The sequence below is a fragment of the Streptomyces sp. 15-116A genome (genome assembly GCF_025290915.1).
Classification (GTDB): Bacteria; Actinomycetota; Actinomycetes; order Streptomycetales; family Streptomycetaceae; genus Streptomyces.
This window is the reverse complement of record NZ_JAOCQE010000215.1, coordinates 1-11,314: the sequence shown is the minus strand read 5'-3', so window position 1 is coordinate 11,314 and position 11,314 is coordinate 1. Positions and strand designations below refer to the sequence as shown.

General features: G+C 72.7%; 11 protein-coding genes. 2 read left to right on the top strand and 9 right to left on the bottom strand.

Annotated elements, in window-relative coordinates:
* The 4 genes from N4P33_RS35750 to pdhA all read right to left on the bottom strand — a co-directional run.
* Positions 1-153 (bottom strand): NTP transferase domain-containing protein (locus N4P33_RS35750; protein WP_260829273.1); only part of this gene is annotated, 153 nt, incomplete at its 3' end.
* 79 nt (positions 154-232) lie between these two features.
* Positions 233-1,678 (bottom strand): dihydrolipoamide acetyltransferase family protein, encoded by a 1,446-nt coding sequence (locus tag N4P33_RS26365; RefSeq protein WP_260829271.1) that lies wholly within the window; start codon positions 1,676-1,678, stop codon positions 233-235.
* Positions 1,678-2,682, bottom strand: a complete 1,005-nt coding sequence (locus tag N4P33_RS26360) for an alpha-ketoacid dehydrogenase subunit beta (RefSeq protein ID WP_260829270.1) — start codon at positions 2,680-2,682, stop codon at positions 1,678-1,680. Before N4P33_RS26360 ends, N4P33_RS26365 begins: the two co-directional genes overlap by 1 nt.
* Positions 2,679-3,821, bottom strand: a complete 1,143-nt coding sequence (gene pdhA / locus N4P33_RS26355; protein WP_260829269.1) for a pyruvate dehydrogenase (acetyl-transferring) E1 component subunit alpha — start codon at positions 3,819-3,821, stop codon at positions 2,679-2,681. The genes N4P33_RS26360 and pdhA overlap by 4 nt, the downstream gene beginning before the upstream one ends.
* 189 nt (positions 3,822-4,010) lie before the next feature.
* On the opposite strand from pdhA, the gene N4P33_RS26350 reads away from it, so the two are divergent.
* Positions 4,011-4,496, top strand: a complete 486-nt coding sequence (locus N4P33_RS26350; protein WP_260829272.1) for an Lrp/AsnC family transcriptional regulator — start codon at positions 4,011-4,013, stop codon at positions 4,494-4,496.
* 31 nt (positions 4,497-4,527) lie between these two features.
* On the opposite strand, the gene N4P33_RS26345 is transcribed toward N4P33_RS26350, so the two are convergent.
* A complete protein-coding gene (locus tag N4P33_RS26345; RefSeq protein WP_260829268.1) occupies positions 4,528-5,118 on the bottom strand; it encodes a TetR/AcrR family transcriptional regulator in 591 nt (196 codons plus the stop codon).
* The gene (locus N4P33_RS26340; protein ID WP_260829267.1) at positions 5,115-6,629 is read right to left on the bottom strand and encodes a 3-hydroxyacyl-CoA dehydrogenase; all 1,515 of its coding nucleotides are present in this window, start codon (positions 6,627-6,629) and stop codon (positions 5,115-5,117) included. Before N4P33_RS26340 ends, N4P33_RS26345 begins: the two co-directional genes overlap by 4 nt.
* Positions 6,630-6,814: 185 nt before the next feature.
* On the opposite strand from N4P33_RS26340, the gene paaN reads away from it, so the two are divergent.
* Positions 6,815-8,506 carry a phenylacetic acid degradation protein PaaN gene (gene paaN, locus N4P33_RS26335; RefSeq protein WP_260829266.1) on the top strand — a complete coding sequence of 564 codons (1,692 nt, stop codon included), beginning with the start codon at positions 6,815-6,817 and terminating at the stop codon, positions 8,504-8,506.
* A 17-nt stretch (positions 8,507-8,523) separates the two neighbouring features.
* On the opposite strand, the gene N4P33_RS26330 is transcribed toward paaN, so the two are convergent.
* From N4P33_RS26330 to N4P33_RS26320, 3 genes are all read right to left on the bottom strand, one after another.
* On the bottom strand, positions 8,524-9,327 hold the full coding sequence (locus N4P33_RS26330) for an RNA methyltransferase (protein ID WP_260829265.1): 804 nt from the start codon (positions 9,325-9,327) through the stop codon (positions 8,524-8,526).
* A gap of 10 nt (positions 9,328-9,337) precedes the next feature.
* Positions 9,338-10,651, bottom strand: a complete 1,314-nt coding sequence (locus N4P33_RS26325; protein ID WP_260829263.1) for an HTTM domain-containing protein — start codon at positions 10,649-10,651, stop codon at positions 9,338-9,340.
* On the bottom strand, positions 10,648-11,314 hold a 667-nt coding region (locus tag N4P33_RS26320), incomplete at its 5' end, for a DUF5819 family protein (RefSeq protein WP_260829262.1). The genes N4P33_RS26320 and N4P33_RS26325, both read right to left, overlap by 4 nt.

Sequence of the window (11,314 nt, the reverse complement as noted above, 5' to 3'; positions counted from 1 at the left end):
GCAGGCGGCGAGCACGCGGTCGAGCAGCGCCCGGCCGCCGACGCGCACACCGGGTTTGTCGACGCCGCCGAGCCGGCGGGCGCCGCCACCGGCGAGCACGACGGCGTCGTAGGCGGGGGCGCCGCCTGGATCGCCGGGATGCTCTTTGCTCACACCCCGAGTATGCGTGCCCCCGCGATCACAGGGAACGCGGGGGCGGGGGCGATCACGAAGGATCAGAAGGCAACTGCAGTCACAGCGTGCGCAGCAGCACCGCCGGTTGCTCCACGCAGTCGGCGACGTACCGCAGGAAACCGCCCGCCGTGCCGCCGTCGCACACCCGGTGGTCGAAGGTGAGCGAGAGCTGCACGACCTGACGCACGGCCAGCTCGCCCTCGTGCACCCATGGCTTGGGGACGATGCGGCCGACGCCGAGCATCGCGGCCTCGGGGTGGTTGATGATCGGGGTGGATCCGTCGACGCCGAACACGCCGTAGTTGTTCAACGTGAAGGTGCCGCCCGTGAGTTCCCCGGGGGTCAGCGTCCCGGCGCGGGCGGCCTCGGTCAGCCGGGCGAACTCTGCGGTGAGCGACTCCGCGTCCCGCGCGTGCGCGTCCCGGACGACGGGGACGACGAGTCCCCGGTCGGTCTGCGCGGCGAAGCCGAGGTGCACGTCCTGGTACTGGACGACCTCCCTGGCCTCGGTGTCCACCGAGGAGTTGAGCTCGGGGAAGCGGGCCAGCGCGGCGGTGCAGATCCGGGCCAGCAGAGCGAGCACGGAGATCTTCGGACCGCCTGCGGCGTTCATCGCGGCGCGCGTTCGCATCAGTTCGGTCGCGTCGGCGTCCACCCAGCAGGTGGCGTCCGGGATCTCGGTGCGGCTGCGGGAGAGCTTGTCGGCGACGGCACCGCGGATGCCCTTGAGCGGGACGCGGGTGACGCCCGGGCTGGTGACGGTGGCGGCCGACGGTTGTGCCACGGGGGCGGGCCGCTCCTGTGCCGCGGTGCCCTGTGCGGCGGCGGCACGCAGCGCGTACTCGACGTCCGCCCGCATGATCAGCCCGTCCGGTCCGGAGCCGGTCATCTCGCGCAGATCCAGTCCGTTCTGCCGGGCCAGCCTGCGCACCAGCGGGGAGATGACGGGAACCGGGCCGTCCACGGCCTCCCGCGCGGGGGCGTGCCCGCCGGGAGCGGATCCGTTGGCGGCGAGGCCTGCGGATCCGTTGGCGGCGCGCTGTGCGTCCCTCGCGGGCGCGGTGGGAGCGGGCCGGTCCGGGCGCACCCTGCGGCGGCGGGCCGGTGCCTCGGAGGTGCCGTAGCCCACCAGGACGTTGCCGGAGCCCTCCGTACGGGAGGACTCACGCGTCCCCTCGGCACGGGCGCCGTCCGTGCGGGCGCCCTCGGTCCGCGCGTCGGGCGTGCCCGCCGGTCCGGCCGCGTCGCCCTCGGCCGACGCACCCACGGCGACCGTCAGCAGCGGGGCACCGACGGGCAGTTCGGTGCCCTCCTCGCCGAAGCGAGCGGTGACGACGCCGCCGTAGGGGCAGGGCACCTCGACCATCGCCTTGGCCGTCTCGACCTCGACGACGGGCTGGTCGACGGCGACCACGTCGCCGACCTCGACCAGCCAGCGCACGATCTCCGCCTCGGTGAGCCCCTCACCGAGGTCGGGGAGCTTGAACTCCAGCACCTGTGCCATCAGCTCTCGGCCTCCCATTGCAGACGCCCCACGGCGTCCAGGATCCGGTCCACTCCGGGCAGGTGGTGGCGCTCCAGCATCGGCGGCGGATACGGGATGTCGAAACCGGCCACGCGCAGCACCGGCGCCTCCAGGTGGTGGAAGCACCGCTCCGTGACCCGCGCGGCGATCTCCCCGCCCGGGCCGCCGAAGCCACCCGACTCGTGGACGACGACCGCGCGTCCCGTCCGCCGCACCGAGGCGCACACCGTCTCGTCGTCGAACGGCACCAGCGAGCGCAGATCGACGACTTCGAGGTCCCAGCCCTCGGCCCGGGCCGCCTCGGCCGCCTCCATGCAGACGGGTACCGACGGCCCGTACGTGATGAGCGTGGCGCTCCGCCCCGAGCGCCGCACCACCGCACGGCCTATCGGTTCAACGGGCGCCGGCTCCTCGGGGTTCCAGGAGTCCTTCGACCAGTACAGCCGCTTCGGTTCGAGGAAGACCACCGGGTCGTCGGAGGCGATGGCGGCGCGCAGCAGACCGTAGGCGTCCGGCACGGTCGCGGGGGTGACGACGTGCAGTCCGGGCGTGGCCATGTAGTACGCCTCGGAGGAGTCGCTGTGGTGCTCGACGCCGCCGATGCCGCCGCCGTAGGGGACGCGGATGGTGAGCGGCAACGGCATCTTGCCGCGCGTGCGGTTGCGCATGCGGGCGACATGGCTGACGAGCTGCTCGAACGCCGGGTAGGCGAAGGCGTCGAACTGCATCTCCACGACCGGCCGCAGCCCGTACATCGCCATGCCGACGGCCGTGCCGAGGATGCCCGCCTCGGCGAGCGGGGTGTCCGTGCAGCGGTCCTCGCCGAACTCCTTGGCGAGTCCGTCGGTGATGCGGAAGACGCCGCCGAGGGTGCCGACGTCCTCGCCCATGACGTGCACGGACGGGTCGGCGGCCATGGCGTCGCGCAGCGCGCGCGTGAGGGCCTGCGCCATGGTGGCCGGCTTGACGGCGACGGTGGTCATGCTCCCGTCCTTTCCGACTCGGCCTCGGCGTCGAGCTCGGCCCTGAGCTGGGCCTGCTGCTCGCGCAGCTGCGGGGTGGGCTCGGCGTAGACGTGCGTGAACAGGTCCATGGGGTCGAGCGCGGGGTCCTGGTTCATGTGCTCGCGCAGGGAGGCGGCCATGGTCTCGGCGTCCTGGCGGGCGGCGGCGATGCCGTCCTCGTCGAGCAGGCCGCGCGCGGTCAGCTCCTGTTCGAGCAGCGCGATGGGGTCGTGCTGCTTCCACGTCTCGACCTCGGCGTCGCCGCGGTAGCGGGTCGCGTCGTCGGCGTTGGTGTGCGCCTCCACGCGGTACGTGATCGCCTCCACCAGGGTCGGGCCGCCGCCCGCACGCGCGTGCCGTACGGCGTCGCTGAGCACCTCGTGCACGGCGGCGGCGTCGTTGCCGTCGACCAGGCGGCCCGGCATGCCGTAGCCGACGGCCTTGTGGGCCAGGGAGGGCGCGGCGGTCTGCTTGGCGAGCGGGACGGAGATGGCGAAGCCGTTGTTCTGGACGAGGAAGACGACCGGGGCCTGCCAGACGGCGGCGAAGTTCAGCGCCTCGTGGAAGTCGCCCTCGCTGGTGCCGCCGTCGCCGACCATGGCGAGCGCCACCACGTCGTCGCCCTTGAGGCGGGCGGCGTGCGCGAGGCCCACCGCGTGCGGTAGCTGGGTGGCGAGCGGGGTGCTCAGCGGGGCCACCCGGTGCTCGTAGGGGTCGTAGCCGGTGTGCCAGTCGCCCCGCAGCAGGGTCAGGGCCTCCACGGGGTCCACCCCGCGCGCCACGACGGCGAGGGTGTCGCGGTAGCTGGGGAACAGCCAGTCGCGCTCCTGAAGCACGAGCGCGGCGGCGACCTCGCAGGCCTCCTGGCCGGTGCTGGAGGGGTACACCGCGAGACGGCCCTGCTTGGTGAGGGCGGTGGCCTGCGCGTTGTAGCGGCGGCCCTTCACCAGCTCCGCGTACAGCCGGCGCAGCAGCTCCGGGTCGGCCTTGGCGGCCGCCTCGGTGCCGAGCACCCGGTACGGCTCCGCGTCGGGCAGCAGCGGCGCGGGGTCGGTCCGGGGCTGCCAGGCGGGCGGCGGGGTCGGCCGGTAGGCCCCCCGCTGCTCCATGACCGTCATGACGGCACCTCCTCGTGGGACGACTCACGGAGGCGCGGCGTCTGTGACGCGCCTCACCTACCGATTGTTCGGTCGTCGGCACATTTTGGCTACGGGTGGCGTCAGGCTGTGGACAAACGGTTCTCCACAACCTGAGATGGATGCAGGACGTCCATCTCAGAGAGGCGGGGGCGGGTGGCAGCTGAACAAATGGCCGAGGGCCCGGGGGGGACGGGTCAGCTTCCGCCGCCACGTCCGCTGGACGCCATCGATCAGGACATCCTGCGCATGCTCCAGGCGGACGGCCGCGCGTCGATACGGTCCGTCGCCGAACGGGTGCACGTCTCGCGCGCCAACGCCTACGCGCGGATCAACCGGCTCGTCGAGGACGGCGTCATCCGCGGCTTCGGCGCCCGCGTCGACCACGAACGCGCCGGTCACGGCACCTCCGCCTACATCACCCTGAAGATCGTCCAGAACTCCTGGCGCACGGTCCGCGAGCAGCTGCGGCAGCTCCCGGGCGCCTCCCACATCGCCCTGGTCGGCGGCGACTTCGACGTCCTGCTACTGGTGCACACACCCGACAACCGGGCGCTGCGCGAGCTGGTGCTCACGCGGCTCCAGGCGATCCCCGAGGTGCTCAGCACGCGCACACTGCTGGTGTTCGAGGAGGAGGACCTGGAGCCGCAGGGGTGAGGGCGGCGCGGGCCGCCGCTCTGTGGAGCCCTCAGCCGGCCTTGCGCAGCCCCCCGAAGGCCAGCTGGGCCACCGCCTCGGCCACCTCGTGCTCGCTCATGCCGCGGACGTCGGGCCGGTACCACTCGACGATCGAGTTGATCATCCCGAAGACCAGCCGGGTCACCAGACCCGCCTCGATGTCGCCGCGCACGTCCCCGTCGGCCGCCGCCTCCTTCAGCAGCTCGGCCACCCGATGGTCGAACTCGCGCCGCCGCTCCAGCGCCCACCGCTCGGTGCCGGTGTTGCCGCGCACGCGCAGCAGCAGCGTGACGTACGGCAGTTCGGCGATCAGCACCTCCACCATGCGCCGTACGACGTACTCCAGGCGCTCGGCGGGACGCCCCACGCGCGCGTGCTCCTCGTCGAGGATGCCGAACAGCCCGTCCAGCGCCCGGCTCACCGCACGGCGCAGCAGCTCCTCCTTGCCGGACACGTGGTGGTATATCGACGACTTGGAGATACCGGCCGCCTTGGAGAGGTGCTCCATGGAAGTGCCGTCGTAGCCGCGCTCGTTGAACACCTGCACGGCGACGGTGAGCAGCGACTCCGGGGTGTACGTGTCGCGCTTGGCGGTGGTCATGGGGTGCCCTCCCGCTTCTCGGTGGCGTACGCGTGCCGGTAGAGCGCGAGGGACGGCGCGTAACGGCCGGACGGGTCGCGCTGGTGCAGGTCGTCGAGCAGGGAGCAGACCCAGGTGCGGCCGAGCCGGCGGTCCCACTCGAAGGGCCCCAGAGGGTAGTTGACACCGAGGCGCATCGCGGTGTCGATGTCCTCCTCGGTGGCCACGCCCTTGGCGACGGCGTCGTACGCCAGGTCGATGATCCGCGCGACCGTCCGCGCGACGATCATGCCGGGGACGTCCCCGATGACGCTGACCTTCTTGCCGAGCGCCTGGAACAGTCCGGTGGCCTCGGCGACGGTCGCCGGGGAGGTGTCCTGGGCGTGCGACAGGGCGATGCGCGTGGCCTTGCGGTAGTCGAGGGCGAGGTCGAAGTAGACGACGTCGCGGAACTCCACTGAGGTCTGCCCGTCGGCGAGGGCGAGCTGGCCGCCGCCGGGCATCACCAGACGGGTGCCGTTGTCCTCGTCCTCCTCGCGCACCTCGATGCCCGCCTCGCGGATCAGCGCGAGCAGCTCCGAGGCGGGGCCCAGGTCGCCCTCGGCGACCACGTACGCGGGCGGTTCGGCGGGCTCCGCGGTGTGCGGCTCGGGGCGCTCGGCGCCGTCGCCGTAGTCGTACCAGCCGTGGCCGCTCTTGCGGCCGAGCCTGCCGGACTCGACCAGGCGGCGCTGGGCGAGCGAGGGCGTGAAGCGCACGTCCTGGAAGAAGGACTGCCACACCGAGTGCGTGACGGACTCGTTGACGTCCTGCCCGATGAGGTCGGTCAGTTCGAAGGCGCCCATGCGGAAGCCGCCGGACTCGCGCAGCACCGCGTCGATGGTGGCCGGGTCGGCGCCCTGCGACTCGTACACCGCGAAGGCCTCGGCGTAGAAGGGGCGGGCGATGCGGTTGACGATGAAGCCGGGGGTGTCGGCGCAGGCGACCGGGGTCTTGCCCCAGGCGCGGGCCGTCTCGTACGCGCGCGTGGCGCAGGTGACGTCGGTGGCGAACCCGGAGACGACCTCGACCAGCGGCAGCAGCGGCGCCGGGTTGAAGAAGTGCAGCCCGACGAAGCGGCCGGGGACGCGCAGGGCGCCGCCGATGGCGGTGACGGACAGGGAGGAGGTGTTGGTGGCGAGCAGGCAGTCGTCGGCGACGACGTCCTCCAGCGCGCGGAACAGCTCCTGTTTGACGTCGAGCCGCTCCAGGACCGCCTCGACGACCAGGGTGCAGTCGGCGAGCTCGGCGAGGTCGTCGGCGGGCAGCAGCCGGGCGCGGGCGGCGTCCCGGTCGGCCGCGCCGAGCCGGTCCTTCTCGACGAGCCGGTCGAGCCGGGCGCCGATCGCGTCGGCCGCTTCGCGGGCGCGGCCGGGGGCGGCGTCGTAGAGCCGCACGGTGTGGCCCGCGACCAGCGCGACCTGGGCGATTCCCTGGCCCATGGTGCCGGTGCCGACGACGGCCACGGAGCTGCTGAGGTCGAGTGCTGTCATGTGCGCGATCCTCCCGCACGGGGTTTTCCACAGATGCGGCGGACCCCCTTGTCCCGACCGATCGTTCGGTTACTCTAGCTCTGACCGCCCGTTCCTGCCCACCCTTCCGCCAGGTCAGGAGCGTGACGATTTCTGCCAGGTCAGGAACTCGACGAAGAGTTCTGAAGACGAGGAGTTGGTCCCGCATGGCCGCCGAACTCACCGCGCACGAGCTGATCGCCCGGCACCGGCCCACCCTGGACCAGGCGCTCGAAGCGATCCGCACGCGCGCGTACTGGTCCCCCCACCCCGAGCACCCCAAGGCCTACGGGGAGAACGGCAGCCTGGACCTGGCCGCGGGCAAGGCCGCCTTCGACGCCCTGCTCGGCACCCGCCTCGACCTCGGCCAGCCCGGCACGGACGGCTGGGTCGACGGCGAGGTCTCCCCGTACGGCATCGAGCTGGGCGTCAGCTACCCGCACGCGGACCTCGACGTGCTGCTGCCCGCCATGAAGGCCGGGATGCGGGCCTGGCGCGACGCGGGCGCCGAGGTGCGCGCGGTGGTCTGCCTGGAGATCCTCAAGCGGATCAGCGACCGGACGCACGAGTTCGCGCACGCGGTCATGCACACCTCCGGCCAGGCGTTCATGATGGCGTTCCAGGCGGGCGGCCCGCACGCGCAGGACCGCGGCCTGGAGGCGGTGGCGTACGCGTACGTGGAGCAGGTGCGCACCCCGGACACCGCGGAGTGGACCAAGCCGCAGGGCAAGCGCGACCCGCTCGCGCTGACCAAGCAGTTCACGCCGGTCCCGCGCGGCATCGGCCTGGTCATCGGCTGCAACACCTTCCCGACGTGGAACGGCTACCCGGGCCTGTTCGCCTCCCTGGCCACCGGCAACGCGGTCCTGGTCAAGCCGCACCCGCGCGCGGTGCTGCCGCTCGCGCTCACCGTGCGGGTGGCGCGCGAGGTGCTCACCGAGGCGGGCTTCGACCCGAACCTGGTGGCGCTGGCCGCCGAGCGGCCCGGCGAGGGCATCGCCAAGACCCTGGCGACCCGCCCCGAGATCCGGATCATCGACTACACCGGCTCCACCGAGTTCGGCGACTGGCTCGAGGCCAACGCGCGCCAGGCGCAGGTGTACACCGAAAAGGCCGGCGTCAACACGGTGCTCGTCGAGTCGACCGGCGACTACAAGGGGATGCTCGCCAACCTGGCGTTCTCCCTCTCGCTCTACAGCGGCCAGATGTGCACCACCCCGCAGAACCTGCTGATCCCGCGCGAGGGCATCACCACCGACCAGGGGCCCAAGTCGTTCGACGAGGTCGTCGCCGACCTCGCCAAGGCGGTCGACGGGCTGCTCGGTGACGACGCGCGCGCGAACGCCCTGCTCGGCGCGATCGTCAACCCCGACGTCAAGGCACGCCTGGAGGCCGCCGCCGGGCTCGGCGAGGTCGCCCTCGCCTCCCGCGAGATCACCAACCCGGAGTTCCCGGGCGCGGTGGTGCGCACGCCCGTGATCGTCAAGCTGGACGGCTCCAAGCCGGACGCCGAGGCCGCGTACATGAGCGAGTGCTTCGGCCCGGTCTCCTTCGCGGTCGCCGTGGACTCCGCCGGGGACGCGCTGGAGCTGCTGCGGCGCACCATCCGCGAGAAGGGCGCGATGACCGTCGGCGCGTACACGACCTCCCCCGAGGTCGAGGAGGGCGTCCGGGAGGTCTGCCTGGAAGAGGCCGCCCAGCTCTCCCTCAACCTCACCGGCGGGGTGTACGTCAACCAGACGGCCGCCTTCTCCGACTTCCACGGCTCCGGCGGCAACCCGGCGGCCAACGCGGCCCTGTGCGACGGCGCGTTCGTCGCCAACCGCTTCCGGGTGGTCGAGGTGCGCCGGGAGGCGTAGGCCCGGCGGACGCGGGCTCAGGCGGGTGCGCCCCCGGTGGCGCTCCAGTGGTACAGCGTCATGGCCACACTGGTCGCGAGGTTGTAGCTGGAGACCTGGGGGCGCATCGGCAGCGCCACCAGATGGTCGGCACGCGCGCGCAGCTCGGGCGAGAGTCCGCTGCGCTCGGAGCCGAAGGCGAGCAGCGCGTCGTCGGGCAGCTTCAGCGCCCGGATGTCCTCGCCCTCGGGGTCGAGCGCGAACAGCGGGCCGGCGGGCAGTTCACCGACGGTCAGCCGCTCCACGGCGGTCGCGAAGTGCAGCCCCGCCCCGCCGCGCACGACGGTGGGGTGCCAGGGGTCGAGCGTGCCGGTGGTGACGACGCCGGTGGCGCCGAGACCGGCGGCCAGGCGGATCACGGCGCCCGCGTTGCCCAGGTTGCGCGGGTTGTCGAGGACCACGACCGGGGCGGTGCGCGGGGTGTGCGCGAGCCTGTCGAGGTTGCCCGCGCGGGAGGGCCGTACGGCCAGGGCGGCCACGGCGGTGGGGTGCGGACGCGGGACCAGCGAGGCGTACGTCTCGTAGGGCACCTCGGTCAGCAGCGCGGCCAGCGTCTCCCGGACGTCGCCGGCCAGCTCCTCGGCGAGGGCCAGCGCGGCGGGCTTGTCGGCGGTGACCGCGACCAGGATCTCGGCCCCGAAGCGCAGGCCGTGCTTGAGGGCGTGGAAGCCGTCGAGCAGGACGGCGCCGGCGGCGTGGCGGCGCCAGGCGGACACGGGGTCGCCAGCGGTGGTCAAGGCTTCGCCCTGGGTCGTCGGAGCCTCGCCCTGGGAGTCGGTCATGCTCAGCAGCCTACGTGCGCGGTGGAGGGGCTCCCTCGGGGGCGGGGGGCGAGTTCAGGGTGGGGTCGGTGGGCTGCGCTCCGGGATCTTCTACGGCGGAGTCCTGGGCGCGGTGGTCACGGAACCGTTGCTGTGGGAGCCGTAGCCGCGGGGCCCGCTGCTTCGGTAGGCGCAGGCCGTCGCCACCGCGTCGGAGCAGCCGGGCACGCGCGCGTGCCGCCCCGTCGCCCAGGCGGCGCAGGAACGACGTCGGCAGGAACACCATGTCGGCCGCGATCATCGCCAGCGAGAAGAACGGCAGCCCGAGCACGACGGCGATCACCGCATGCTCGGTGATCATGACGGCCAGCAGGACGTTCTTCACCCGCCGGTTGAACAGCGTGAACGGGAAGGCGACCTGCACGACGACAGTCCCGTACGTCACCAGCATCACCAGGGTGCCGCTGGACGACAGCAGGTCGGCGAGGCCCGGCCAGGGGGAGAAGTACTCCAGTTGCAGCGGGTAGTAGACGGCCGTGCCGTCCTGCCAGCGGGACCCCTGGACCTTGTACCAGCCGGCCGTGGCGTAGATCAGACACGCCTCGGCCATGATCACGAGAAGGGCGCCGTTGTGCACGATGTTGGCGACGACGTCCAGCAGGATCCGCGGCTGTGCGGTGCGCGCGCGGCGTCCGGCCAGCCACCACAGGGCCTGCGCCGACCAGACCGTCCACAGCAGCACCGGTATGAACCGGTCCCCGTCCATCCGTCCCGCCAGGGTCGCGGCGAGCAGCAGGAACCCGAGCACGCCCCACAGCGCGGGGCCGGCCCGGTCCCGTACCCGCTCTCCACGCGCGCGTGCCCCCGCCTCGCGGCGCGCCCGCCGGGCGTCCAGCGACCACACCTGACCGCAGCGCGTGAACACGAGGTAGACGGACATCAGGTGCAGCACGTTGTCGCCGCCGTCGCCCATGAAGATGCTGCGGTTCTGCAGGGACAGCACCCCCACCATGAACAGCACCGACATGGTGCGGGTGCGCCAGCCGAGCAGCAGCAGCACACTCCACAGCACCGCGAGCACGTAGACGGCCTCGAACCAGCCCTGCCCGTCGGACCACAGCAGCGCCGTGAACGCGCCGTTGGAGCCGACCAGCTGCTCGGCCAGATCCCAGCTCCAGGGGCCGTCGGGACCGTACAGCTCCTGGCGGTGCGGGAACTCGCGCAGCAGGAACAGCAGCCAGGTCGCGCTGAAGCCGATGCGGATGACGGCGGTCTGGTAGGGGCCGAGGGCGGAGTCGGCCACGCGCGCGACGAGGCGGGAGACCGCCAGTGAGACGCGGTTCACCCGGCACCTCCCCGGGCCTCGTCCTCCGGCACCGACCACCAGGGCAGGATGCGGTACCCCGGTGACGTGGAGATCTTCTCGTCGCTCCAGTCGGGGGGCGGGACGTTCGTGGTGCGCGAGCGGATCTGGACCTGCTGGACGACACCGCCCTCTCCGGCCGCGTCCGCGCGGTCGAGGCGGAGCACCGCGATCCGGCGCAGATAGGACTCGGACAGCGCGCCGCGCAGGCCCACGGGGCGGTTGTCGTTGTCGTGGGTGGCGACGAAGAAGTCCCAGGCGCGGCGCAGCTCGTTCTGCTGGGTGTGGCTGGGCAGCGGATTGCCGTCGATGGCCCGGCCGTCCTCGGCGGACAGGTCGTACCAGCGGGTGGTGCGTACTCCCCCGTCCGCCGTGCGTATCTCCGCGCGGACCTGCACGCCGACGTTCTGCTGGAGCGGGTTCGGCGCGAACAGCTTCCAGTTCTGCTCGAACTCGGGGTAGATCCAGTCCTCGACCGCCTCGCCGTGCTCCTTGCTGACCGTGTTGGGGGGAGCGACGTGCAGGAAGGTCATGCCGAGATGCACACACACGACGACGGCGACGACGGCGAGGGAGACGGCGGCGGCGATCTGGTAGCGCAGAGAGAGGGCGGCTATGCCGGAGCGAGGGTCGGGGGGTGGGGTG

Coding starts and splice junctions, on each gene's coding strand:
- N4P33_RS26365 (WP_260829271.1), bottom strand. CDS start 1,678: ATGGCACAGGTGCTGGAGTTCAAGCTCCCCGACCTCGGTGAGGGGCTC.
- N4P33_RS26360 (WP_260829270.1), bottom strand. CDS start 2,682: ATGACCACCGTCGCCGTCAAGCCGGCCACCATGGCGCAGGCCCTCACG.
- paaN (WP_260829266.1), top strand. CDS start 6,815: ATGGCCGCCGAACTCACCGCGCACGAGCTGATCGCCCGGCACCGGCCC.
- N4P33_RS26340 (WP_260829267.1), bottom strand. CDS start 6,629: ATGACAGCACTCGACCTCAGCAGCTCCGTGGCCGTCGTCGGCACCGGC.
- N4P33_RS26350 (WP_260829272.1), top strand. CDS start 4,011: ATGGCCGAGGGCCCGGGGGGGACGGGTCAGCTTCCGCCGCCACGTCCG.
- N4P33_RS26330 (WP_260829265.1), bottom strand. CDS start 9,327: ATGACCGACTCCCAGGGCGAGGCTCCGACGACCCAGGGCGAAGCCTTG.
- N4P33_RS26345 (WP_260829268.1), bottom strand. CDS start 5,118: ATGACCACCGCCAAGCGCGACACGTACACCCCGGAGTCGCTGCTCACC.
- pdhA (WP_260829269.1), bottom strand. CDS start 3,821: ATGACGGTCATGGAGCAGCGGGGGGCCTACCGGCCGACCCCGCCGCCC.